General features: G+C 39.3%; 23 protein-coding genes and 1 riboswitch. Of the genes, 10 read left to right on the forward strand and 13 right to left on the reverse strand.

What is annotated here, in order from left to right; translation table 11 throughout:
- Nucleotides 1-127 precede the first annotated feature (127 nt).
- Nucleotides 128-229, reverse strand: a riboswitch (purine riboswitch).
- A gap of 41 nt (nt 230-270) precedes the next feature.
- The 8 genes from M1E09_RS20225 to M1E09_RS20260 form a co-directional block, all read right to left on the reverse strand.
- Nucleotides 271-2,475: a DUF4129 domain-containing transglutaminase family protein gene (locus M1E09_RS20225; protein WP_456272614.1), complete on the reverse strand. Its 2,205-nt coding sequence runs from the start codon at nt 2,473-2,475 to the stop codon at nt 271-273.
- The gene (locus M1E09_RS20230; RefSeq protein WP_456272615.1) at nt 2,472-3,689 is read right to left on the reverse strand and encodes a DUF58 domain-containing protein; all 1,218 of its coding nucleotides are present in this window, start codon (nt 3,687-3,689) and stop codon (nt 2,472-2,474) included. The genes M1E09_RS20225 and M1E09_RS20230 overlap by 4 nt, the downstream gene beginning before the upstream one ends.
- Nucleotides 3,689-4,645, reverse strand: coding sequence for an AAA family ATPase (locus M1E09_RS20235; RefSeq protein WP_456272616.1), 957 nt, complete (start codon nt 4,643-4,645; stop codon nt 3,689-3,691). The genes M1E09_RS20230 and M1E09_RS20235 overlap by 1 nt, the downstream gene beginning before the upstream one ends.
- Nucleotides 4,646-6,008: 1,363 nt before the next feature.
- Complete coding sequence (locus tag M1E09_RS20240; RefSeq protein ID WP_456272617.1) at nt 6,009-6,890, reverse strand: NERD domain-containing protein; 882 nt, start codon at nt 6,888-6,890, stop codon at nt 6,009-6,011.
- A gap of 167 nt (nt 6,891-7,057) precedes the next feature.
- Entirely contained in the window at nt 7,058-7,888 is an 831-nt protein-coding gene (gene nadE / locus M1E09_RS20245) for an ammonia-dependent NAD(+) synthetase (protein ID WP_456272618.1), read from the reverse strand.
- 75 nt (nt 7,889-7,963) lie between these two features.
- Nucleotides 7,964-9,439, reverse strand: a complete 1,476-nt coding sequence (locus M1E09_RS20250; protein WP_456272619.1) for a nicotinate phosphoribosyltransferase — start codon at nt 9,437-9,439, stop codon at nt 7,964-7,966.
- Nucleotides 9,440-9,631: 192 nt separating this feature from the next.
- On the reverse strand, nt 9,632-9,880 hold the full coding sequence (locus M1E09_RS20255) for a hypothetical protein (RefSeq protein ID WP_456272620.1): 249 nt from the start codon (nt 9,878-9,880) through the stop codon (nt 9,632-9,634).
- Between the two features lie 479 nt (nt 9,881-10,359).
- Nucleotides 10,360-10,734: a PilZ domain-containing protein gene (locus tag M1E09_RS20260; protein ID WP_456272621.1), complete on the reverse strand. Its 375-nt coding sequence runs from the start codon at nt 10,732-10,734 to the stop codon at nt 10,360-10,362.
- A gap of 342 nt (nt 10,735-11,076) precedes the next feature.
- Between M1E09_RS20260 and M1E09_RS20265 the strand changes: the two genes are divergently transcribed.
- From M1E09_RS20265 to M1E09_RS20300, 8 genes are read left to right on the forward strand one after another with little or no spacing between them, the layout of a single operon-like run.
- On the forward strand, nt 11,077-11,583 hold the full coding sequence (locus M1E09_RS20265; RefSeq protein ID WP_456272622.1) for a Na+/H+ antiporter subunit E: 507 nt from the start codon (nt 11,077-11,079) through the stop codon (nt 11,581-11,583).
- A 34-nt stretch (nt 11,584-11,617) separates the two neighbouring features.
- A complete protein-coding gene (locus M1E09_RS20270) occupies nt 11,618-11,890 on the forward strand; it encodes a monovalent cation/H+ antiporter complex subunit F (RefSeq protein WP_456272623.1) in 273 nt (90 codons plus the stop codon).
- On the forward strand, nt 11,874-12,188 hold the full coding sequence (gene mnhG, locus M1E09_RS20275; RefSeq protein WP_456272624.1) for a monovalent cation/H(+) antiporter subunit G: 315 nt from the start codon (nt 11,874-11,876) through the stop codon (nt 12,186-12,188). Before M1E09_RS20270 ends, mnhG begins: the two co-directional genes overlap by 17 nt.
- A gap of 18 nt (nt 12,189-12,206) precedes the next feature.
- Nucleotides 12,207-12,452: a Na(+)/H(+) antiporter subunit B gene (locus M1E09_RS20280; protein WP_456272625.1), complete on the forward strand. Its 246-nt coding sequence runs from the start codon at nt 12,207-12,209 to the stop codon at nt 12,450-12,452.
- Nucleotides 12,445-13,158: a hydrogen gas-evolving membrane-bound hydrogenase subunit E gene (gene mbhE / locus M1E09_RS20285; RefSeq protein WP_456272626.1), complete on the forward strand. Its 714-nt coding sequence runs from the start codon at nt 12,445-12,447 to the stop codon at nt 13,156-13,158. The genes M1E09_RS20280 and mbhE overlap by 8 nt, the downstream gene beginning before the upstream one ends.
- 2 nt (nt 13,159-13,160) lie before the next feature.
- Entirely contained in the window at nt 13,161-13,496 is a 336-nt protein-coding gene (locus M1E09_RS20290; protein WP_456272627.1) for a sodium:proton antiporter, read from the forward strand.
- 22 nt (nt 13,497-13,518) lie between these two features.
- Nucleotides 13,519-14,985, forward strand: a complete 1,467-nt coding sequence (locus M1E09_RS20295; RefSeq protein WP_456272628.1) for a complex I subunit 5 family protein — start codon at nt 13,519-13,521, stop codon at nt 14,983-14,985.
- A gap of 2 nt (nt 14,986-14,987) precedes the next feature.
- Nucleotides 14,988-16,544, forward strand: a complete 1,557-nt coding sequence (locus M1E09_RS20300) for a proton-conducting transporter transmembrane domain-containing protein (RefSeq protein ID WP_456272629.1) — start codon at nt 14,988-14,990, stop codon at nt 16,542-16,544.
- Nucleotides 16,545-16,847: 303 nt separating this feature from the next.
- On the opposite strand, the gene M1E09_RS20305 is transcribed toward M1E09_RS20300, so the two are convergent.
- The 3 genes from M1E09_RS20305 to M1E09_RS20315 all read right to left on the reverse strand — a co-directional run bounded on the left by M1E09_RS20305 (nt 16,848) and on the right by M1E09_RS20315 (nt 20,406).
- Entirely contained in the window at nt 16,848-17,846 is a 999-nt protein-coding gene (locus M1E09_RS20305) for a type II TA system antitoxin MqsA family protein (RefSeq protein ID WP_456272630.1), read from the reverse strand.
- Nucleotides 17,847-17,879: 33 nt separating this feature from the next.
- A complete protein-coding gene (locus M1E09_RS20310) occupies nt 17,880-18,245 on the reverse strand; it encodes a hypothetical protein (RefSeq protein ID WP_456272631.1) in 366 nt (121 codons plus the stop codon).
- Between the two features lie 277 nt (nt 18,246-18,522).
- Nucleotides 18,523-20,406 (reverse strand): DNA/RNA helicase domain-containing protein, encoded by a 1,884-nt coding sequence (locus M1E09_RS20315; protein ID WP_456272632.1) that lies wholly within the window; start codon nt 20,404-20,406, stop codon nt 18,523-18,525.
- A 193-nt stretch (nt 20,407-20,599) separates the two neighbouring features.
- Here M1E09_RS20315 and M1E09_RS20320 point away from each other — a divergent pair, with 193 nt between their 5' ends.
- The gene (locus tag M1E09_RS20320; protein ID WP_456272633.1) at nt 20,600-21,892 is read left to right on the forward strand and encodes an HNH endonuclease; all 1,293 of its coding nucleotides are present in this window, start codon (nt 20,600-20,602) and stop codon (nt 21,890-21,892) included.
- 191 nt (nt 21,893-22,083) lie between these two features.
- Here M1E09_RS20320 and M1E09_RS20325 read toward each other — a convergent pair whose 3' ends face one another.
- Nucleotides 22,084-23,163, reverse strand: coding sequence for an MrcB family domain-containing protein (locus M1E09_RS20325; RefSeq protein WP_456272634.1), 1,080 nt, complete (start codon nt 23,161-23,163; stop codon nt 22,084-22,086).
- Between the two features lie 190 nt (nt 23,164-23,353).
- Between M1E09_RS20325 and M1E09_RS20330 the strand changes: the two genes are divergently transcribed.
- Nucleotides 23,354-24,148 carry a hypothetical protein gene (locus tag M1E09_RS20330; protein ID WP_456272635.1) on the forward strand — a complete coding sequence of 265 codons (795 nt, stop codon included), beginning with the start codon at nt 23,354-23,356 and terminating at the stop codon, nt 24,146-24,148.
- Nucleotides 24,149-24,202: 54 nt separating this feature from the next.
- Here M1E09_RS20330 and M1E09_RS20335 read toward each other — a convergent pair whose 3' ends face one another.
- Nucleotides 24,203-24,847 carry an HNH endonuclease gene (locus tag M1E09_RS20335; protein ID WP_456272636.1) on the reverse strand — a complete coding sequence of 215 codons (645 nt, stop codon included), beginning with the start codon at nt 24,845-24,847 and terminating at the stop codon, nt 24,203-24,205.
- Nucleotides 24,848-24,957: the final 110 nt, after the last annotated feature.

The following is a 24,957-nucleotide window of genomic DNA, read 5'->3' on the forward strand; positions in this document are numbered from 1 at the left end:
TGTTAAAAAGGTTGCCCTTTATGTGAATCTATTACTCTATACGGTTTGCAAAAGCAAAAAAAAAACCAGAATTCTGCCTTTGTAGAAAGGCAGAATTCTGGTTTTGATCCGTTAGCTCATATAACATCAAAATGAATACTGCCTTCATAGTCAGATCATTTACGGTGATCCGGTAGAGACTTTCGAACCATATCTTCGAGGATATATGAAGGTTTGCAAACCGTATTTATATACATTTCGACATCATTTTATACCTTGATCGAGCGTTGGTCAACCTGTTGTCCTTTTAATTAAATTTTCCCACAACTTGCGAAGTTCCTTCCAGTCATGCTCTGTAAGTTTTTGTCCGTATAATGTCCTCTCATATTTGGCAGTTAAGGAAGTCATTTCCCTTGTGCCGAAGAATGAATCGACATATCTGGAATACGTCCTGAGTGTCTGCCCTTCATCCATCTTAAGGCCGTAACGCTTTAACTGCCTTAACAATGAAACATAAGCTCTCGGGAAGGCTTCATCACCGTTTCTAAACTTGTAGTAAGGAATCAGGAAGATCGGCAGCCAGCGCCTTCTTATCATGAACACTCCTAAAGCAGCAAGAGCGAGGCCAAGCAAGACAAGGAGCAGTTTACCCCAGTTATCTTCAGCGAATGTAACAGCATCATCCCATAAGGCTTTAATAGAAAAGCTTGAGGCTCCGCTTGTTGATTCTTCATCTTCAGGCGAGAGATCCTTCTCCGGTGTTTCCTGTTCTACAGGCGGCACTGTCGTTTCGGCCGTTTCTGGTAGCTCATAGTCGTAGGCCACAGTCGTATTCCCTGTAAAACCAACTGTCGGTTCAAACGGGACCCATCCTTCTGTCGGGAAGAATACCTCTACCCATGAATGAGCATTGTTGTTGGTTACATCATAGGTTTTGTATTTTGTGTCTATCGTACGTTTATATTCACCTTCTGTATATCCCTTCACCCATCGTGCCGGAATGCCAAGTGAACGGACCAGGACAACCATGGAGGTTGAGAAGTTATCGCAATAGCCCATCTGGGTTTCAAATAGGAATTGATCTACGTAATCCTGTCCCTCTTGTGGTATCGCAACATCAAATTGTTCATAAACAAAATTTTCTTTTTCGAAGTACTCCTCAATTGCCTTCACTTTCTCGTATCCGTTTTCCTGATCCTCCGTTATGGATACTGCCAAGTCTTTAACCCTCTGGGGCAACGTATCAGGCAATTGGGTATACCTCTGCATGAAAGGATCTGTATCCTGAGGATACGATTCTTCATTTGTGGATTCAAGCCCTTTCAGCGAGTACACCGGATTCAGGTATTGCAAGCTGTACTCCTGCAGTTCGACTTCCTCTTCGCCTTGAAGTGTGGAGATTTTTTCCGTATCACGGCTGAGGGCAAAAATTCCTTCTTCATTTCCTTCAAAGGATTTTATCCCATAAGGATAAACAACGTGAGGATATTCTTGCTTTACATCAATGTATTCTGTTTCGGCTTCCTTATCGGTTTCAGAATCTGGTTCGGTGAGTGAAATGGGCACTTCCTCTCCAGACACAAATGGAATTTTGGCATCTGAAGCTTCCGTTCCCGTTCTCTTCCATCCTCTTCCTGTATAAATATCTTTACTTTCAATTCTCCAATAGTGCTCTCTTATGACATCCGCAGAAAATACGGTTGTCGGATCACCGAGAAACGGGCCGCCCAGTTCGCTGTCATCCTCACCATAACCAAGCTTCGAGGCTCCTCCGCCCCCGCCTTCATCAGCAAACGCCTTGAGATATGGGACGGGATCCGGCCAAATGGGATCCACCTTGGGGGCGGCAAAGGCAAGCACTGAACTCCCTCCGATCATGACGACCAGCGGAACCATCCACCTACCAGCTGCAAGCTTCGACGCCCTAAGGCTCTCCTGATCTTTAAGACGGAGCAGGGCAAGCATTCCCAGAAGCAAAAAGCCAAGAATGATGACCCGGATAATCGCCCCTTTGGCATCGAAGGCTGTAAAAGTATCAAGCAATGCGATATAAATAACCGTCATAATGTAAAAGAGCAGCATCGTTTTTCTTACTGACAGCCAGTAATGAACCAGATAGGTTAACAGCCACAGTAAAATAAAGAACAGCAGGCTCCGATACATATCAGAGAGCATGGACCAATCTCGTTGAATCGTTAATCCGATATTCGCCCACAAGTCACTGAACATAGCTGCCACAGGGTGTATCAGCGTATCATCCAGATACAAGTGATACAGCGAGTACAAAATAAAAACGGCTTTAAGAGATATAGATAAATATTTGTTGAGATTAAGATAGTAGAGGGCCAGTGACAAAAAGATAAATACCACGAAATATCCCAAATGGCCTGTGTCCGTTACATCCTCAAGAGGCCTCAACCATTCCCACAATAGAATAAATGCGAGTCCATATAAAAGGGCTCGTTGGAGATTCCTTGCCTGTGCATTACTACTCATGCATTCTTCACCTCCGAAAACGCAGAGCCAAATTCACCTTCATAGCTTACCTTAAGCCAAATCCCTCTTGAAGCGGCCATCGCTTTCAACGCTTTTTCCTCTTCCGTAAGCTGCGCACCTTGTTCTTTTACCAGGAAAATGACCACAGAGGAATTTCTCTTTGCATACATCCTTATACTTGAAATCAACTTCTTGCTTACTCTACCTGTCACGAACATAACGGTAGCTGACTGCTGATAATTAATCCCTTCACCGTTAAGTACTTGGTAGAGGTCAAACTTGCTGTCGGGCTTCACTTTCGCCAGATGGTGATAAAGCTGGCGCTGATGTTCTTCCCCGCCTCTGATTGGGAATGATACATGGTCTTCACCAATGGACAGCATTCCGGCTTGTGCCCCCCTCTTCATGACTGCTTTTAGAATTGAAGCGGTAAAAGTAATCATGGGCTCGAAGGAATTGGACGGTTCTCGGTCTAAAACAACCAGCACATCATGTGACTGCCTTTCTTCAAATTCCTTTGTCATCAACTCATTCGTACGGGCAAATGATTTCCAGTGTATCCATGAAAAACGGTCACCAGGCTGATATTCCTTTACGCCGGTAGCCATTGTCGTATCCTTCTGGATTTTCACATTGGAAGAAGTCATTCCTTGATCATAGCGGTTTTCCAGCGGCTTATAGATCACATCGACAAATGATGGATAGACGAGCAGCGTATTTGAACACGGTATTGTCACTTCTTTTTCAAATATCCCGAAGAAATCGCCAGTCTTCAGCCGGACAGCATTGAAATGATGCTCTCCCCTTGGCAGCTCTTCAATCTTGTATCGCAGATGTATTTCCCTTCTGAACCCCGGATAGATCATGGATTTCGCTTTTTGGAAATTGGATCTGTAAAAAACCGATGGGGATACGATATCATCTGCAATCAGATAAAACAGCGGGAAAGGAAGCCTGCGTGTAATCTTGATGGACACTTCCATTGAATCACCCGCTTTAAAGTCTGTTGATTTAAAGCTGCGTTCCACTTTGAAATCGGAGAGTGGATACAGTGAAACAAGCAGAGAAAACAAGGCAAAGGGAACGAAGCTGTAAAATAAAAACCAGCTGACAAACCCGCCCTGGAATAACGCGTAAACAAGCGTGACTGCCCACAGTACAATGAGCAGCAGCAGCTTGCCTATCACTTTTAAAAGCTGTAATTTTTTCTTCATTATCTCACAAGCCTTTGAACAGGCACCGGTATCCTTGTGATTACACGTTCCACCACTTCTTCAGCCGTGATGCCTTCATATTTTGCTTCTGACTTCAGGATGATGCGGTGAGAGAATACAAACGGAGCCAGATACTGGACATCATCAGGAATGACATAGTCCCTGCTGTTCAAATACGCATAGGCCTGGCACGCTCTCATCAATGCAATCGACCCACGCGGGCTCGCCCCAAGGTACACTTGTGAATGAAGCCTTGTTCTGTGTGCGATATCGACAATATATTTTTTCAATATATCGTCGACGATTACTTCTTTCACATCTTCTTGGATCATCCGGAGCTCCTCAAGCGAAATAACCGCCTCCAACTCTTCAATCGGCGGGTTCTTCTGGGCACGGTTGAGGATTTCCATTTCTTCTTCCATTTCCGGATAGCCCATTTTCATTTTTAGTAGAAAACGGTCGAGCTGTGCTTCCGGAAGCGGATAGGTTCCTTCATATTCAATCGGGTTCTGAGTCGCCATTACGAAAAACGGCTTATCCAGCTTGCGCGTAACTCCATCAATTGTCACACTGTGCTCTTCCATCCCTTCAAGCAGAGCCGATTGAGTCTTTGGAGATGTACGGTTAATCTCATCGGCAAGGATGATATTGCCCATGATCGGTCCCGGCCTGAAATGGAACTCCCCGTCTTTCGGATTATATATCGAAACACCGATAACATCTGAAGGAAGCAGGTCGGGTGTGAACTGAATCCGTTTAAACGAAGCTCCGACCGATTTTGAAAGGGCGCGGACCATCATTGTTTTACCAACACCCGGAACATCCTCAAGAAGCACATGGCCGTTCGCAAGCAGCGCCACCAAACTCAATTCCGCCACCGATCGTTTCCCAATCATAACTTTTTCAATATTATCAATAACATGCTGCAACTTTGGATTCGTTACATTCGTAGTCATACTATTCCCTCCTGAAACTCTGACTGACATTCGCCCGTCTAATTACTTACATAATTCTCTGCTAAATTTAAAAACCCTTTTGGATATTGGAAATACAACTTGAAACATTAGGTATTTTGTCTGTTTTTGTGCTGTGGGAGACCCTTGCTTTTTTGTATGCTTCCTTTCTATGTAGATTTGATTGACTATAACATTTAGAATTTTCTGTTACAATTATATAACAAAATCCATTTTTTGAAAATTGGGTGTGGGTAATGAGTCGAGGAATGTTAGTATGGAAACTTACTTAGAGGACTTATTTTCTTTTTTGATTCAACGACCTTATAGAGCTCCTATGGCTACTCAGCTTCTTAGTTTTCCAGATTCCATAACCCCATAGAACTCCTATGGTGACTCCGTTTCTTTAATTCCCTGATTTCACAACCTCATAGAGTCTCTATAGCGACTCCTTTTTTTAGTTTCCCTATTTCCACAACCCCATAGAGCCCCTATGGCGACTCTTTTCTTTGTTTACCTAATTTCACAACCCCATAGAGTCTCTATAGCGACTCTATTTCTCAGTTTCCTTGATTTCACAACCCCATAGAGCCCCTATGGCGACTCTATTTCTTTGTTTCCCTAATTTCACAACACCATAGAGCCTCTATGGCGACTCTATTTCTTTGTTTACCTAATTTCACAACACCATAGAGCCCCTATGGCGACTCTATTTCTTTGTTTACCTAATTTCACAACACCATAGAGCCTCTATGGCGACTCTATTTCTTAGTTTCCCTAATTTCACAACCTCATAGAGTCTCTATAGCGACTCTATTTCTTTGTTTCCTTGATTTCACAACACCACAGAGCCTCTATGGCGACTCTATTTCTTAGTTTCCCTAATTTCACAACCTCATAGAGTCTCTATAGCGACTCTATTTCTTAGTTTCCCTAATTTCACAACACCATAGAGCCTCTATGGCGACTCTATTTCTTATTTTCCCTAATTTCACAACCCCATAGAGCCCCTATGGCGACTCTATTTCTTATTTTCCCTAATTTCACAACACCATAGAGCCTCTATGGCGACTCTATTTCTTAGTTTCCTTGATTTCACAACCCCATAGAGCCTCTATGGCGACTCTATTTCTCAGTTTCCTTGATTTCACAACCCCATAGAGCCCCTATGGCGACTCTATTTCTTTGTTTCCCTAATTTCACAACCTCATAGAGTCTCTATAGCGACTCTATTTCTTTGTCTCCCTATTTCGACAACCCCATAGAACTCCTATGGCGACTCCGTTTCTCTTTCCATTTAAATTCAATGACGTCAAAGACCCTTTCTGGTATTTTCAAAACATTTGTCTTATCATCACAAATTTCATTAAATATAATGTGCCGATTTTCCATGCCCTACAAACTTAAAGTTGTCTTTCAATATTCTCCGTATTGTTTTTACATCTCTAATAACACCGCACCACTCATAAACACGGCTAGAAGTCACTTTTAGATTCGGAAATAATAACTTTAACTCCCTCACACTCCTTAAAACTGCTTCCGTACATTTCTCTCTTCCGCCACATTTCCCACAATACAAAGTTTTTTGTAATGATCCATAAAACATCCCGCAGCGAGGACAAACAATCCCCTTCCGAAGCCCTTCATACGAATAATTCGGCACACTGTTATAAGGCAATTCGTCTATCAGGTGAGACAATAATTTCTCAGCAAGTTGGATTTCTGAACGAGTGGGTTTTGAACTTCGCTGTAACATTTTTTCTCTGAACCGTAGTAATTGAGTTGGGTAGATGATCGGCAAATTTGAAGGGATATCATACAGGTGAAATGCGGGGTTCACAAAGACAAGGTGAGCTTCGACGTTAATTCGCCAGGCTATATTCTTAAGGAGTTGGTTTATGAGGGTTTCTGTTTTTTGAAGCTGGAGCAAGGGGTTCTTTACCAAGTTTCCTTTTGGAGAGCGCCATTTATCTTCTTCGTCAAGGATGTAGTCGCCTTCGAGATTTTTGACTTCAAAGATATGAAGAGTGCTGGAGGAGATTCCGAGGGAGTCAACTTGGAAGTTGTTGTTGTTCACATTGAAGTTTGCGTCATTTAGAAAAATATGATTTTTCAGTGGTTCAGCCCACTTATCGAAGGTCACTTCTCCTTCGTATCCTTTTTCTTTATACTGGTAGTAGCTTTCTTCCTCTTCGTTAAAATTCATTCTTGGCCTCAGGGCTCTTAATATTTTCAATTCCTTTGGCACATCACGCTCTTTCATGATCAATACGCATCACTCCTTATTAGAATATATGTAAATTTTATACAAATTCCCAAAAGTAGTCTACCTTCAAGTCTATTTTGAAAAAATGAATTGGCAAGCTGGAAAACACCAAAAACCGGCAAGGTCCAATCCCTTGCCGGTCGAGAAACTTATTCTTTCCACCAATCATCAAATACGGTAATCGGCAGTTCGCGTTTATGTCTTGTTTTCAGGTAATGGCCTTCGATTGTTTTGGCGGCATCCTTCGAAACTTCGCTGCCTTCCAGGAAGTCGTCGATTTCTTCATAGGTGACACCCAGCGCTTCTTCGTCAGGGACCATCGGCCTGTCATCTTCAAGGTCGGCCGTGGGGATTTTCGTATAAAGATGTTCGGGAGCTCCAAGTTCCTTGAGCAACGCTCTTCCCTGGCGCTTGTTCAGGCGGAAGATCGGCACGAGGTCTGCCGCGCCGTCGCCATGCTTTGTATAGAAGCCGGTTACAGCTTCGGCAGAGTGGTCTGTTCCGAGGACGACGCCTTTGTTCATGGCAGCCATGCTGTATTGGACCTTCATGCGTTCTCTCGCTTTTTCGTTTCCTTTTGTAAAATCAGACAGTTCAACGCCTGCTTCTTTCATTGCCGCAGCACTTGCGTCAACCGCCCCTTTGATGTTGACCGTGTACGACTTGCTTGGCTGAATGAACTCGACGGCATCAAGCGCATCCTGCTCATCATTTTGTTTTCCGTATGGGAGGCGGACAGCGATGAACTGGTATTCGTCCGTGCCGTTCTCCTCATTCAGTTCATCTACTGCTTTTTGAGCAAGCTTTCCGACAAGAGTTGAGTCCTGGCCGCCGGATATACCGAGCACCAGGCTCCTCAAGAAAGAATATTTTTTCAGATAGTTTTTCATCAGATCAACGCTTCTGCGGATTTCTTCTTTCGGGTCGATTTCCGGTTTTACTTTCATTTCTTCGACAATCTGCTTTTGCAAAGAATCCATCTTCTCGTTTCACTCTCCTCATTTTTTCACGACTATTCTCTTATTATAATACCATCTACAGATCAGCAACAAACATCAGCCCCGCATGCTGTCTTGAAACTGATTCACTTTCTGTTTCACGTTCTCGATGTTTTCCATTTTGTTATTCCAGCACTTTTCACTTAGATCGACAGGGTAATCTTCCGGGTTCATCGACCGCTTATACTCATCCCATAGCAGTTCGATACTCTCCTGGAAGTATTCGCGGATCTCTTGCAGGGAAGGAGGGGAATAAACAAGCTCTCCGTTTTTAAAAACATCAATGTGAAGGTCTTTTGCCTCAAAATTGGTTACAAACTTGCTGATAAAAGTGTGGACAGGATGGAACATTTTGATTCTGTCCTGCTCATGCGGATTCTCCTCTTCCAACGTGATATAATCTCCCTCCGACTTGCCGCTGCTTTTATTGATGATCCGGTAGACATTCTTCAATCCGGGAGTCGATACTTTTTCAGCATTGCTGGAGATTTTGATCGTGTCCGTCATCTCACCGTCTTCGCTCTCGATGGACACCAGCTTGTACACTGCTCCAAGGGCCGGCTGGTCATAACCGGTAATGAGTTTTGTTCCGATTCCCCAAGTGTCGATTCTGGCTCCCTGTGCCTTCAGATTCAGAATCGTATATTCATCGAGATCATTGGAGGCGATGATCTTTGTTTCTGTGAAGCCTGCTTCGTCGAGCATCGTTCTCGCTCTTTTTGACAAATAAGCCATGTCTCCGCTGTCCAGCCGGATTCCTTTAAAATGGATGTTATCTCCCATTTCCTTTGCAACCTTGATCGCCGCCGGTACACCTGAGCGGAGAGTATCATAGGTATCTACAAGGAAAACACAGTCTTTATGCGACTCCGCATATTTTTTAAAAGAAACATAATCATCGCGGTATGCCTGCACCATCGAGTGGGCATGCGTCCCCGCTACTGGAATATCGAAAAGCTTGCCTGCCCTGACATTGCTTGTCGCGTTAAATCCGCCGATAAATGCGGCCCGGGTTCCCCAGATGCCGGCATCCATTTCCTGCGCCCTTCGCGTTCCGAACTCCATCACGACTTCATCTTCGACAACCTGCCTGATTCTCGCTGCTTTAGTCGCAATCAATGTTTGAAAGTTAATGATATTCAATAGCGCTGTTTCCAGGAGCTGCGCCTGGGCAAGAGGAGCTTCCACCCGCAAAAGCGGCTCGTTTCCAAACGCCAGCTCTCCCTCTTTCATCGACCGGATGCTTCCGGTAAAACGCATTTCCTTTAAGTATTGCAGGAAGGCTTCTTCATACCCGACTTCCTCTCGCAAATACTCTATATCCGAGTCACTGAAATGAAAGTTCTTTATAAAATCGATGACCCTTTCAAGACCGGCAAATACGGCATAGCCATTCCCGAACGGAAGCTTTCGGAAAAATAACTCGAACACTGCTTTCTTTTCATGAATCCCGTCCTGCCAATAGGTCTTGGCCATGTTGATTTGATAAAGGTCTGTATGTAATGCGAGGCTGTCATCAGAATATTTATACATACGCCGTTCACTCCTTCGGGTTGCGTTTGGTCTTACCCTTATAAATAGACTATTTTTCTTATTTTAACCATAAAATTGATTTGTTCACCGGCATGGGGATTGGAATTAGGTTTTACGTATGGTTAAAAAAATATGAAAAGGAGGTCCCGGAACAGCAAAAAGAACCAGCTGCGGCTGGCTCTTTTCAATAAATCAGATGAATAATAGGGCGCCGATCAACCCAAAGATCAGTGCAATGATAAACCATAGGATGGACAGGATAACGATGATCCAGCCCCATAGCTTCCTTCCCGTCACAATCAGGTAGATACCAAGTACGATGATACCAAATATAAGGCCCAGTATCCCCCAAATCCATGGGTTCTTGTCCCGTTTTTTCGCATCCATGAACAGATAGACCGCGACAAGGATATTAATAATAAGACTAAATGAAAATTCCATATTATCACTCCTTTTTCTTTTACCTTTCCCAAGCTGGTGAAAGATAAAACAGGTTATGTTTCATTTATAGCGGGACTCAGCACAAAAAAGCCCAAACAAAAAGAGCACCTGCATAGATGCTCATACATATATCAATAGGCTCATCTGCAATATCAGTTATCTTTATGTGACCGATATTGCCAATCAGTTCATCTTAACCGTCCAATTCTCTTCCTTACGGGAATACTGTAACACTCATCACATATTCCCCCGTTATCACGGTACTCAATTTCATCTGTTATTACTTTCTCGCACTTAGAGCAAATCCATACTTTTTTATCAACCTGCTCCACCATTACCACCTCCATAATCTTACAATTCGACAGCTATGGAGGTTTTCCTGCAGGAAAACACGACATGTGAAGAAGCCTTTTCTTCTTCGCAATCTTTAAATTCAAAACCTTAACAATGCACTTCCAGCTCCCCGTTAATCTATCAAATCATCTATATTTTTCATTCAACAGTTTTTTACTGTATTCCTTCAACTCATTTATTAACTTATCTTTATTCTCGGCATCATTATATAAATGGATCCCATATTGATACTTGCCGCTATAATTCCGTTTCTGCCAAACAACTTCCCCTGTTAATTTTTGTTCAGTGATGATCGTAAAGGTGACCTCAATGTCCACCTCATTATCTTTATGTAAATCGAGATCGGTCTCAACCTTTAAACCCTCTGGGCTCAAATCAAAAATATCAGCTTTTCCCAACTTGCTTTCCACGTCTTGACCATTGATTCTTAGAATTTTGAAATGACCTGATAAGGGTTTGCCAAATTCATATCTGAACGTCTCATTTCTTTTATATCTCACTTTCATCATCTCCACATTCATAACCTATTTTAAAATCTTCTGTTCTTAAATAGACGAAGCCGGCTTAATTTTCCCTGTCCTACTTAATAATTAGCCTTCTATTTAAATATACCTTTTTCCAGTTAGAGATTATGTGATAAAAGTTACAAAATTAATAATATATCAAGAATCCATCACTTTCTTTAACTTGCCGAATACATCTGTTCCCCTATGGGAGAACGGGCAATATCATTAATCATAATTACACATGTTATGGTAACAATAAGAATGAATTGATTTGTTTTCCATTCATTACACAATTGGCGCTGCCGCCTTTACTACTCTTAAAGTGAGGTAGAGAATATGAAGGGAAATATAGTAACATTTTTTCTAACTTTGGCATTATGGTTTGTTTTTGCAGGCCGCGTTAATATCGAGGTATTTTTGTTAGGTAGTATGATTAGTTCAGTTATATCGTTTATGTTGGTCGGCAGTCTGTTCAGAATCGAACAAAAGAAATATAGAACGAAGAAATTCTTCCAAAAAACATATTACATATCTTTGGTAGCCGCTGTTTGTATATTTGATGTTTTCATATCTGCATTCCGAGTATCCCGGCATGCATTTGAAACGAAACCATCCTTTTCACCCAGGCTGGTAAGAATGAAAACATCTCTCGACAATAAAGGCAGCTTGGAAAATTTGATCCATTTCATGACAATCACTCAGGGGACCCTTGCTATGGATTTCGATAGTGCCAGTAAAAACTACCTCATTCACTGGATAGATGTTCACAGCGACGATGAAGCCGAAGTTAAGAAAATACGTATCAATAAACATGAGTCTTTGATAGCTAAAATATTTGAGTAATACAGGATTTCATTCCAAGTGGAGAGTGATTTGAGTGCTTTATATAATACTTGCCATCGTCCTTTCTGCTATTTTAACTTTCTACAGGGTGATGAGAGGCCCCGGTAAAGCTGATAAAATAGTCGCCATGAATTCCATAGGGGTCATGTTTTTATTAGTGTTGGTTTTATTAAGTTATTACTTCGAAAGAAAGATTTTCATTGATGTGGCTTTAGTTTTTGGCTTTTTCTTATTTATGGATGTGCTGGTTATGGCGAAGTATATTAGAAAGCCGGAAGAAGGAAGAGTTGATGATCATTTTTATTGATCTGTTAAGGCAGCTATTTAGTTATTTGTTCTTTATAACAGGCATTTATTTTTTGTTTAGTACTGCTGTGGGGATGGTCCGCTTTCCTGATTTGTATACCCGGTTACATGCCGGCTCTAAATGCCTGATGGCCGGGGGCATTTCCGTTTTAATGGGATGTTTAGCCTTGGAAGGAGATATCTTTGTTTCTTTAAAGCTCATTGTCCTCATCGTTTTGTTATTAATCAAGAACCCCATAGCCATTCATGTCATAGCCAGTTTTGCTGATCATGAACAGATGAAAGATACCGACTTATGAGTGACTGGAGGCAATGTCATGATTGAGATTATATTGAATATTTTAGTGATCTTCTTGCTGCTTACTGCAATTTTCATCGTATTTACGAAAGATATATCAAACTCCGTTATTGTCCTCCCCATATTCGGGTCTATTCTAGTGATTATATTTGTCATTTTACAGGCTCCGAGTGCCGCTCTGGCCGAAGCTGTCATCACTGCAGGCTTAACGACTGTCTTTTTTGTCATTACGATCAATAAAACGGAGTATCGGCGAAATGAATAGAACTCCTGCAGTTATTTCAAAAGCTTATAAAATAGGCCTTGTTCTATCGCTGGCGCTTTTCTTCTTTTTCATTTTTGCTGAAATACATAATCTTGACAGTGATAGTAAAAGATATTTATCCCATCACTATATTTCTGAAGGGGTGCAGGAAACCGGGGCAATTAATTTAGTTACTTCCGTCCTCTATGATTACCGGGCCTTTGATACTTTGGGTGAAACAACTGTGCTTTTAACAGCTGCTACTATTTTAGCTTTTATGGTTCCACTAAAAACAGCAGCAATGCCGGTTATCAGATTTTCACTGCTTGTTGATCAAACGCTAAAGTGGATGATCCCATACTTAGCCGTTTTAGGAGCCTATTTAATCTTTTTTGGCCATCTAAGTCCCGGCGGGGGATTTGTGGGAGGAGTTGTTTTAGCGGTAATCCCCATTCTCTTGACGGTAATCTATGGGGTCGAAATTTCTGAATACAAATTCAAACCTGCTCCCAAAAAGTTAGTAGAGGATATAGGAGTCATAGGTTTTATTTTACTGGGATCACTGGGGGTATTGACTGGAGGCAGCTTTCTCGCAAACGGTCTGGGGCCGGGAAATACCGGTGAATTAATCAGTGCCGGACTGATACCTTATTTAAACCTATTGATTGGTGTAAAAGTAGGAGCGGGTTTCGCCATCATTCTTAATAGCTTGATTAAGGAGAGATAGAAGTGGAAATACCCTATGCTGTCGTGGCCATATTGTTCTCTCTTGGCCTTTATACGATCATTACTGAAAAACATTTAATCAAAATGGTTATCGGATTTACGATTGTAGAGTCTTCATTAATTTTATTGTTGATGCTGATAAGTTATAAGCCGGATGGAACTGCTCCTATTATGGACAAGCAATATGAACTCGTAGTTGATCCGATTCCACAGGCACTGGCCTTAACAGCGATTGTTATCGGGGGAAGTGTTATAGCTGTCATGCTGGCGTTGGTGATCAAGATATATAAAAGGTTTGGGACATTAAACATTGATGAGGTTCGAAAACTGAGAGGATAATTTAACTTGAGGGAGGATCATAATGGAAGCGGCTGTCTGGGTTATCATCTTACCTTTAGTAACCGCCTTTTTTCTTGGAATATCCAAGTTATACTTTGTAAAGACCCTCACTCCAGTGGTAACAGGCAGTGCAATCATCTATCTTTACTTATTAATTCTAGTTATCAATAGCAGTGATCCTCCACAAGTTTACAGCATTGGCGGCTGGGGGCTGTTGGGCATAAATTTAATGGTGGATCCTTTTTCCGCCATGTTTTTGTTGATAATAGCTCTATTGTTTTTACCTGTTATTATATTCTCACTGAAATTTATCAAAACTCATAAACATATCTATTTTATCTTTACCTATATCATGATAGCCGGTATCGCAGGAATGGTCCTTACCGCTGATTTGTTCAATCTATATGTATTCCTCGAAGTCAGTTCCCTGTGTTCCATTGCTTTAACGGTGCTGAAGAATACGAATAAAGGACTAGAAGGTGCTTTTAAGTATTTAATCATGTCCACATTAGGGAGCTTTTTCATTTTGCTCGCTACTATCCTGACTTATTATGTAACAGGAACTCTCAATATGGCCGAGATTTCTCTGATATTTGAAGATATTCCATTCAAGATAAAAAGTGCACTTATGGCTTTTTTCGCTTTTGGCTATGCCATCAAGATCGGGTTAATCCCCCTCCATGCCTGGATTCCTGATGCTTATGAAGACTCCCCCATCCCCTATAATGTTTTATCTTCGGGATTGGTGATGAAATCGGCTGTTTATGCATTGATCAAAGTGCTGTATATCATTTTTGGAATTGATTTTCTGAATGAAAGTGGGATACTGCATATTGGTGTCCTTTGGGGAGTCATGACTTTTCTTACGGCTCATCTTCTAGCCTATCAACAGTCCAATTTGATCCGCCTTCTTGCATATTCCAGTATTGCGCAGATAGCCTATATCACGATCGGATTATTTGTTGGAAGTGAGAAAGGATTGATTGGGGGTAACTTTCACATTCTCAATCACGCCATAATGAAAGGCACTTTATTTTTTGTTGCAGCCATTTTTAATTCCAGTTTAAGCGCAGTTGATATAGAAGATGTTAAAGGGTTGGGTTATAGATTCCCACTGCTTTCCTTTATTTTCGTGATTGCTTCCCTTGCGATCGTGGGCCTTCCTCCCTTCAATGGATTTATCAGTAAGTGGCTCATCATTGAAGCAGCGCTGGAATCCGGTTTTGTTTATGCCGCTTTCTTTATTCTGGTCGGAACATTTTTGTCTTTAACGTATTATTTAAAAGTCATTGTTACATTATATACAAAAAATGAAAAAGAAATATTGATAGAAGCACCCGGGTTGTCTTTACGATTGCCGGCTGTATTTCTGGGCAGTTTATGCATCTTATTTGGTGTAGTACCTTCATTGCCTCTGGGCCTGATCAATAAAATCCCGGAATTTTTGCTGGATAATGAGAATTACATAAGAATATTGCTGGGAGGTTAAAAGTGATTACTCCAGGTTTCTTATACATGGCAGGTGCTGTACTTTTACTTTTGCCCGTTAGTAATAAAATCAAATACATCATATCCTTCTTGGTTCCTGCAGGAGCCCTGGTTGTTACTTTTTATTTTATACCGGGTTCCAGTTTGCAGCTGAACTTCCTCACCTACACTCTCATTCCTTTTAAAGTAGATAGAATCAGTAAGTTAACAGGATTGATATTTGCTTTCGGCGGCCTGGCTGCGGTCATTTACTCCGTGAGTTTATGTTCCCGAACTCAGTTAAGGTTAATATTTGTGTTTATTGGCAGTGCCCTGACTGTGGTATTCTCCGGTGACTTGTTTACTCTTTATGTTTTCTGGGATTTGATGACGATCAGTTCGTCTTTTCTTATTTTGATAGCAAGTAGTTTTGATAAAAAAACGGGATATTATTATTTCCTGATGCACGTGGCAGGAAGTTTAAGTCTATTATGGGGGATATTTCTGCAGTATTCGGCAGCAGGCAGTTTGGCTTTGAATGATATAGAAGCCGGCATCCCTTTCTTTATGATAGCCGTCGCCATCAAGCTGGCTTTTGCCGGCTTCCATACCTGGATGCCTCTGGCTTACAGCAAAGCTCCTTTTTATGTGGCAGTCGTCCTGTCCATATTCACGACAAAAGTGGGAGTCTATGTAATGAGTGCTGTGCTGTCCGGGATTAATATATTGGCCTACGCGGGTCTCATATCGGCTTTGTTCGGGATTGTAATGGCCTTAAGGGAAAACCAGGTTCGTAAAATTTTGAGCTATTCGATCATCATCCAGGTTGGTTTTATGATTATGGGTATCAGTGCCGGGACTGCCGAGGGAACTGCGGGAGCTATTTTCCACCTGGTCAATCACATATTATATAAAACAGTATTATTCATGGCCGCGGGGATAGTCATTTATAAAACCGGGAAGGATCGCTTAGAAAATTTAGGGGTTCTCGGCAGAAAACTTCCCTTAACTTCAGCAGCAACATGGATTGCTTTTTTGGGAATAGCCGGGGTACCTTTTTTTAATGGATACATGAGCAAAACCATCATTAAAGAAGCATTACATGATCCATTATTAACCTGGGGATTGAACCTGATGAGCTTTGGGACTTCTCTGATATTCATCAAATTTATCTATTATGCCTTTTTCAAAAGAAGCAACGTTATCCTGGATAAGAAACCACCTCTCAGCATGCAGATGGGGCTGGCACTTTTAACAGTTATGATGATAGCGGTTGGGATTCACCCTGTTTTATTAGAAAACTTAACAAATATGCAGGTAGATATACATTATTTTGATACCAAACATATGCTGAGCGGGATTCAACCTTCCCTCTGGTCCATTGCTGTATTTATTTTATTCAAGAAATATTTAGTGAGGAACGATGTGAGACCTCAATATTTTGATCTATATCGTAAAATGGCTGGAATATATAGAACCGCCAGCTATCAGTTAAGCAACTATCATGATGGAAAGTTAAATAAATATTTAGTATGGGCAAGCACCACTTTAATCGTACTGCTGTTGGTATTAATGTTCTAATATAAATTTACACAAAAAGACTACCTCCATGAAATCTTGGAGGTAGTCTTTTTTAATAAGAGTGGAATTCATAGATGTGATAGGGTGATCCCTATTACATCATGCCGCCCATTCATTTTCTTATATAATAGAAAAAAATAGGATTAAATAAACCGTATTACACCAACACTTTACGACTTTTTATTATAATACAATTTAATAAAATAAAACCGAGATGCACACAAATCAGCACACAATAATTCTATACTGACTTAAAACAAATAAGAAGAGTGATTTATGATAACCACTCTTCTTATTTGTTAATTACATTTCCCTTTGAGGATTTATATATTGGGCAAAATCATAAGGAATAACTTGATTGTTTGCGTGCTCTAACCAAGCTCGCTCTTCATGAGAAAAATCGCTTAACTCTTTCGCCCGTTTGTCTTTAAACTTTTCGTTAACAAATCTTATAGTTGCCCATTCTTCTGGCGTAAAACCGAATTCAATATCATCAATCAAACGTAAAACCCTTCCATTTTCAGCGGTTGGTGATGGTTCTATTTCTACACCCGGTATACTCTCAAATATAGTTTGATGCCTTTCGGGACATGGCCCATACGGCATTCTCACATATCTTGAACCACTTATTGAAGTTCCGAATTCACGAAAATGATAAAAGTCAGTAAAAAACAGTAACTTACACATTGAAGTAAAGTGAGGAGCTTGTTCTTTCGCGAAAAATGAAACAAGTTGTTTCAACTTATGCCAATTGTATCTTTGGAATCCATTTTGCAAATTTGGGACTTGAGACATCATATTGCGAATAGGTTCAATTATTTCAATTTCAACCTCTTGTGTATCTTGTAATTCGTTTAACAATCTCCCGCATATTGATGGATCAATTTTATGTCCATTATCTTTTGCGCATTGTAGCATAAATGAAGGGTTTTGTGACTCTTTAATCATTGTGCTATGCGCAGGACTAGGTAATGTCCCTCGTTCATACCGCGTAATTTGTATCTCACCAAACCCTAATAATAATGAATAATCTTTTTGCTTTAAATTATATTTTTTTCGATTTGCAATAATTTCGTCTACAAAAACTAATTTATGCTTTTCTCTATATTTATCAAAAGCCAACTTTTGGTTATAACGTTCCATATCCATATTAGCCACTTCATTATTGCAAGTATCACATATCGATACTTTGCCGGCAATAGTAAAAGCTTCGTCTTTTACATAATAGTCAAAATATTGATCATCTAATATTTTAAGCTCACGAATCTCTTTACAGTTTTCGCAGAGTATTTGTTTATTCATATTTCCAACCTCCAGTTAAAATTGAGAAACTACTTACCTGTGTGGATAGGTGATAGGACGTTCAGCCTTATGAAAAGATAAACAGATCATACTATCCTGATGTAGTAGCTCTTTTAACTTTACATATACATCGTCAGAAGGAATAAAGTCAGATATCCCAAATTCCCACATATCTCCGGCAGGAAACCTATTGGTATCACGTTCAGGAGTAGGACCATTAAAATAATCTTTGTATGTTAAATCGTATGCAAAAGCAAGAGCATCATCGATACTAATACCCTCTGAGTTTAAAAAGTCCATATTTTTTTTCCGTTCTTCGAAATGAATAGTTTGGTCATCAATATGACGTCGTGATTTTTCTAGTACAGATTCGATAGTTGCTTGATTTGCTACAGCCATGTTTACCCCCATTAATTGTAAATATACATATAATTATAGGGAGGTTTTTTTAGGCTGTCTATCCGGTTTTGAAAAAATCGAGTTATCAATTGATAACTTCATATTAATTATATACAATTTAGGGTTGGTAGTATACATATATGTTTAATTTTCCCACTGATCGAACTTCCTCATCAACAGCCTCTTTTCCCTTCTTTGGGTGTTACCCCAACCAAAAAAAGGACCAAAAATGGTCCTTCGGCATGTTTAGAATAATATTAAGAGATGTCTTAGGTGCTCATGATTTAACTCCGGCTTTTTCCGTTAACTCCAGACATTTTTTTAGATATGCTTGCAAGTTTTTATCACGACAGTATACGTAACATCCTTTCATACCACGGGAGAACAATACCTTATACACATTTTTCACAAGCTCGGTAAGCTTTTCATTGTTGTCTTTCAGCCCCTTCTTACCTGCTTTATCTTTGTATTCCTTATACTCAGCATAAATTTCATTGGTTACTGTGTCATATTTTAAATCATCCCCAATGATTAATCCTATATATGGGAACTCAAGACCTTGGGAAGTGTGTACACAGCCAATTTGACCAACACCTTGATCATTGATTGCCCATGTCGTTGACATTGACCTTGCGTTCCATGGCATCTTAAAGTTATGCTCATCAATTACCACATCATCATATTCCCCATTTTTATTTCCCTTCTTCTCAGATGTCCATTCCCATGCATATCCAGCCAGCATGCGAGCGTTAAGTCCCTGCTCGTTTTTCTTTGTAATCCTACGCTGTACTTCCAATGGTGAATCCAAGATTTCGAACTTAAACGCTTCTTTATCCCAACCATCAAAGTTTCCCGTGTCGGTTATTTGCAAAACATCTTGTATCCAGTTAATAAATCCATTTGCACCAGCCGCACGAAACTGGATAGTTAATTCAACTTCTTCCACTTCCGCTCCATATCTTTCAGCTACTTTACGAATTTCTTCAACCGTCCCGATATCTTCCGGTCGTATCCTTTGTGTATCATCAATGAAGAATACAGAAGTCCTGGCAGCTTTTACAACATCCTCCACCTGATTATCACCAAAGTATTGATATGCAGATCCATTTTTGAGCCTATGGCTCTCGTCACAAAGGAGAAGATCAAATTCATCCTCTTTTGTATCATAATAACTAGCGGAGCCTGTAAAGAGGGCTTTGATTCTTGCTTTACTGGCAACATTTTGACTCGTAAGCTTCTCCACCATAACATTCCGGAATGATGCATTTGGGGCAACAAATCGAGCATTTAACCCTTCATTAAGAAGTTTCCCGAAAGCATTAAAGGAGATAACTGATTTCCCAGTACCAGGACCACCTGTAACAATAATCACTTTTTTAGTGTCCTTTTCTTCCTTTGCCGCGTTCATTATCGTTGACAATGCAACTTTTTGTTCATTAAATAAGATGAATTCATCATTGCCTTTAAACAGTCCAACTACATGGTCGATAAGCTGTTGGGATGGCCTAATTTTACCAGATTCAATTAAATCTAAAATTATATCCCCTTTTCCACTGCCAACCTTTTCATAAAGAAACTGTTGGAACTCCTCATAATCATCAGCAAAAAAGATTGGGGCTTGTGTAGTGTAATTGTTATATCGATTATCAAGGAGTGGTTCACTTTTGCTTTTCACGTAGTTATGCATATAAACACATGCATGCCCTTTAATGTCATTACCGTAGATACCTTCGTTCATATCGTTTATTTTTTCACGGTAGGACCAGGCTTGATAGGAAGGATGGGCTGTGTATTTTAACCCACCACCTAAATATGTCTGCACAACACCTTCACGATCAGTGGCTATCGCTTCTGCCCATCTTTTTAACTCGACAATCACGTAGTTTCTATTGCCAAATTGATCATGACCTGCAATGAAGAAATCAATTCTATTACCTTGCCCCGTAATGTAATACTCAAGAAAGATGGCAGCATCATCTGGAATATTAGATTGTTCAATTACCCTCTCCATATACTGCAACGAGCTACTCCACGACTCTTTCTCTTTATATTGAGGCTTATGTCCCAAAGCTTCTATGAAAGCCGATTCCAACTCTCTAGTTATACGATTTTCTCGTACAGATTCCTTAAATCCCTTGACAGTTGCTCGATATATGATCAAGAACACCACTCCTCTTTAATTAATGCGAATATTTTTGACTATCCAATCAGATTGTAAAACAAACATTTTAAAAAGTCAATGAAACCTTTTAAATAGGGTTTTTTTATAATTTTACCCATCCAACGAATTGATTCTTTACCCATCCAATGATATAGTGTTAATAAATTCAAAAAATTTTCAAGGAGGTAAGAAGTTGAAAAATACGTTGGACTACATTCTTAATTTTAAAAAACTAGTGACAGTTAAAGAGTTACAAAAGGATTTGAAGTCACCGCAATCCACCATATATTCAATGGCAAGAGGAGAAAAACCGATACCGGAAAAGATTCAAGAACGTTTATCAAAAATCTTTAATATTAAAAAGGAGTTTTGGGGGAGAGACTTAATCCCTCCAGCGTTTGCTGATTTTTTTCTTGAGGAATATAACTTAAATGATCTTGAAAAAGAGATAATTGAATATGCTAGAAATAATTCTGTATCAGAAGCTTACAGTAGATCTGTCGGGTTACAACCGGCTAGTGCGACCAATAAAGTTGCTCAAAAAAACCTCAAATTAACAATCTATAAGCGCGCACCTGAAGAATTAATCACATCATTTATTCCTTCTAAAACAAAAAGAGAATATCTAAAAAAAATTAGTAATGGAAAGGGATTTTACGTTTGGGGGGTTAGATCCGGCGTTTATAACCAGTGGACAAAACTTTCTCGTGGTGATCACGTGATGTTTGCCAGTAAAGGAAACTTTTTTTTGTGGGGAACAGTTGTAATCACCTTACATAGTCCTGATCTTGCACGACAATTGTGGCCTGACAGCGATGATGAGTCATTTGAATACATTTACATTATGGCCGAAGTTAACAAAATGAGTTTCGACGTTGTTGATTTTAATAAGTTGCTGGGATACTCCCTAAATAACAGAGTACAGGGATTTCAAGTGCTTGATATGGAAAAAAGCAAAAAAATTATTAATGCATGTGGCTTTGATTCTAACTTAATACAGCCCTGGCTTAACAAAAAATCATTTGAACAAGAAATCGATTGGCTGGAAAAGCAGTCAAGCTTAGACACTAATCGTAATCAAAAAGGGCGCATTGAACAGGCGTATTTAAGGTCTTATCTATTCGGAAACAAAACAACAGGAGAGTGTTGCATATGCAAAAGGGAATTCCCATTAAGCGGTTTAATTACTGCGCACATAAAGAAGCGGTCTGAATGTACCATTGAAGAAAAGAAGGATGTAAACGTTGTAGCACCTATGTGTAGATCATGTGATATATGGTTTGAAAATGGCTATATCAGCGTGAACACAGCAGGCAACATAGTATGTATTAATGACAATCAGACTGACAAAGTGGTTACAGGAGATCTTTTAGATGAGCTGAGTAATATTCAAGGGAAAAGATGTTCATATTGGAAGGAAGAAAATAAAAAGTATTTCCACTGGCATTTTGTATTTCACGGGTTCGATAACTTAATATCTTCCTAAGCGTTAACCAATCTGCATTAGGTAGTACGCTTCTATCATTTCACTAAAAGAAAACGTTGTAACAGATAAGAGCTTGTTAATAGAAAAGACCACAGAATGGTCTTTTCTATTAACAGTATTATTTAATGAGATCCTTAAACACCAAAAGGCAACCTCGCTTTTGTAAACTGCCACAAATATTTCAGGGAAATCTACCTGTAGGCAGCAAGAAGTTCATATTTTGAAATATCGATACCAAAGTCAATTAAGTGTTGTTTTCTTAATGAATACAACGTTTCAATCATTAAATTCCGGTCTGCCTTGTATGCATGGTGAATCTTCCTATGACAATTTGGACACAAGGACACTATATTCCCTGGAACATCAAGGCTCCACCTAAATTCACCTTGTAGATTCATTGGGATTAAGTGATGTGTTTCTACAAAATTATCCCCCGATACGTCTGATATAAAAGTTAGATGACTAGGATCATATTCGCAAAGATAATTTGCTGTCTGTAAGGCCTCTTTTGCTATTGATGCATTTCTTTTCCATTTTTCCCCCTGCCCTGTATTTTCTTTGGCTGGAACTGTTTGAGGTTCTTTTGAAGTATTAGCAGGCACTACTAATTGTATATCCGCTTGAAACTGAGTATCCTCAATTTCTTCTATGTTCAGTAAATAATCAATAAATTGGTCAGTATTCCTTAATCCCATGAAAGCTTTTAGTTGTTGATAAACTATAAGTATTTTCATAAGATCATCCCATAATTTCTCCTTCTCAGGAAGGTTATTCAAAGAATAGTACTTACCACATATGTGAGCCGCCATATAATTTTTTGAGTTATCCGTGTTGGAAACTAAGTCTATAGTAGTTTCCGGAAAGTCTTCCAATGAAAAGTTCAAAATCCCCCTTAGTTTATTTGCTACTTCCTCCATTTTGGCTCTCGGCTTTTTACCCTTATATTTATTCTTTATGTATGTTGTCCCTTGATTTAATGATAGGTATACACCATTCATATCTTTTCTAAATAAATATACAATATAAAAACCCTTCGTAGCGGTTTTAGTTATTTCACTATCAAATATGCTTAACCAGGGAGTTTCGGTCCAATTCCCTTGACCTACAGAAGCATGCACCATATATAATGCTTGATCAAGTGAAACTTGATTTATTATTATCTCCGGCACTTCGTTAAGGATATATTTTGCTAATTCATTTTCTGTTGGTCTAAATGGCTTAATTACCTCGTCTTTGTATTGGGATAATATTGTTTGGAAGATTGTTTTCACCGTTTTCACCTCAAATTTCTACCTCTAAAGACTTGCTAGTTATTTTATTATATAAATTATATATGAAGCACTACGGATATTCAAAAGAACATTTTAATGAAGGTAACTCAGATTATTAAAATATAATTAAACATTACTAAATTTAGTGAATATTTGGTAAAGTAGCAATAAGAAGTCTCGAGGTGATTATATGAAAGAATATCTAACTATTCAGGAACATGCTTGGAAACTTTGTTTGGTTTTTGAGGCTATCCATATTCAAACGTGTGATGATCGATGGGTACATATATCTGAGTGGCTACAGATGGCTTCAGGAGTACGGTCGGTAGAAATTGACACCCAATATTATAATACAAGTAATCTATTCTGTGGAGTTGCTATGGACTACGAGGATAGCCGAAGTAAATTGTGGTCGGATTTTTGTGTCGAGTTAACTACTTTTAATTTTTTATGGGGAAGTCTTGAATCATTAATTGAAGAAATAACTCCAGCCACTGAAACAGACTCTAAACCCAGTTTCGGTAAAATATTTCTGAAAGAAAATTATAAAGGTTCGCCTATCAATAAATATATCTGTGAACTTGACTATTTAAAAAAGTTGGTTAGTTACTCTAATTTTGCAAGTATGGATAAAATATTGAATAAAAGAGTTATACGCACAAAGAACTCTGGTACTGGTCTTCATATTGTTTCTAAGTTAAGAAATTTATTTGCGCATGGTGCAGTCTCTTTGCCTCACCCGGACGAATTTGAAGATCAAGTAAAAATCAACCTTTCAGTAATAAGACACTCCTCAAGAATCGTTCTTTTAACAATACAAATGCTTTTAATTGCCTTCTTTAGAAAAGATGATTTAATTTTAGAACATCTAGAGATGTTTGATGAAATATCGGATTTTGGACATTTAAAAGTCACTGTACTATTAGAACACATCCATCTTTATAATTATTCAAAATTACTCAGTAATCTCTCATCATGTGATTAGTCTAGAAACAGGACGTCATAAATTTTTCCGACGTCCTGCTCTCTTCATAAGATATCACCTCTCCAATAGTCCTTTTAGTTCATCTTTTTTAAGCCAAGGCCTTTTTCTATGTAACATTTTGTGACAATTTGAACACACCATCACAATATCCTCAATTTTAGTGACATGTCCCTCTTCTAATTCAGAAACTGGGATAGTATGATGACCCTCGATAAAGTCCTCTCCTATCTCCCCATATTTATCATAGAAGTCAAATCCACATATTTCACAAAACAAACGTCCACCATTATTTTTCTTGAACCCTTCCTTTGCTAATAGGATAACCTTAGGGTTACGTTCCCTATATATGTGCTGTTTTAATTTCTTCTTACCCTCTACAAACCCAGTATCGTCCTCAGTTAATTCTACCTTATCACCGAACGGTTCAAAATTCCTTAAACCCCAAATCCCTTTTCCTTTGCCTGCAACGGAATAGAAAATATCAGTTTCATCGCCACGTACTCCCGTAAAAATCTTATCGGCATCGCTTGAATGCTCATAAATACGCTTTCTTATAGGTGATCTAAAATCTTTGTAATTTGAAAAATTGATATTTCCTCTATCTTGAATAACCTCATAAATATCGGACAGGGTTCCTTGGCCACCTAATTCTTTTAACGCCTCAATTACTTCTTTTAACCAAGGTGTTCGTTCATTCATGATATCTATTCTCCTTTTTAATTATGTAACTTAGAAAATGATTTATCATCTGATTTGTTATCTTTAGTAAGTTCCCGTGAGGATTGTTTGATATGAATTTCTTCTGTTCA

The organism is Bacillus sp. AK031 (assembly GCF_053903065.1).

Coding starts and splice junctions, on each gene's coding strand:
- M1E09_RS20225 (WP_456272614.1), bottom strand. CDS start 2,475: ATGAGTAGTAATGCACAGGCAAGGAATCTCCAACGAGCCCTTTTATAT.
- M1E09_RS20230 (WP_456272615.1), bottom strand. CDS start 3,689: ATGAAGAAAAAATTACAGCTTTTAAAAGTGATAGGCAAGCTGCTGCTG.
- M1E09_RS20235 (WP_456272616.1), bottom strand. CDS start 4,645: ATGACTACGAATGTAACGAATCCAAAGTTGCAGCATGTTATTGATAAT.
- nadE (WP_456272618.1), bottom strand. CDS start 7,888: ATGGATTCTTTGCAAAAGCAGATTGTCGAAGAAATGAAAGTAAAACCG.
- M1E09_RS20250 (WP_456272619.1), bottom strand. CDS start 9,439: ATGTATAAATATTCTGATGACAGCCTCGCATTACATACAGACCTTTAT.
- M1E09_RS20255 (WP_456272620.1), bottom strand. CDS start 9,880: ATGGAATTTTCATTTAGTCTTATTATTAATATCCTTGTCGCGGTCTAT.
- M1E09_RS20265 (WP_456272622.1), top strand. CDS start 11,077: ATGAAGGGAAATATAGTAACATTTTTTCTAACTTTGGCATTATGGTTT.
- mnhG (WP_456272624.1), top strand. CDS start 11,874: ATGATCATTTTTATTGATCTGTTAAGGCAGCTATTTAGTTATTTGTTC.
- M1E09_RS20280 (WP_456272625.1), top strand. CDS start 12,207: ATGATTGAGATTATATTGAATATTTTAGTGATCTTCTTGCTGCTTACT.
- mbhE (WP_456272626.1), top strand. CDS start 12,445: ATGAATAGAACTCCTGCAGTTATTTCAAAAGCTTATAAAATAGGCCTT.
- M1E09_RS20295 (WP_456272628.1), top strand. CDS start 13,519: ATGGAAGCGGCTGTCTGGGTTATCATCTTACCTTTAGTAACCGCCTTT.
- M1E09_RS20305 (WP_456272630.1), bottom strand. CDS start 17,846: ATGAATAAACAAATACTCTGCGAAAACTGTAAAGAGATTCGTGAGCTT.
- M1E09_RS20310 (WP_456272631.1), bottom strand. CDS start 18,245: ATGGCTGTAGCAAATCAAGCAACTATCGAATCTGTACTAGAAAAATCA.
- M1E09_RS20330 (WP_456272635.1), top strand. CDS start 23,354: ATGAAAGAATATCTAACTATTCAGGAACATGCTTGGAAACTTTGTTTG.
- M1E09_RS20335 (WP_456272636.1), bottom strand. CDS start 24,847: ATGAATGAACGAACACCTTGGTTAAAAGAAGTAATTGAGGCGTTAAAA.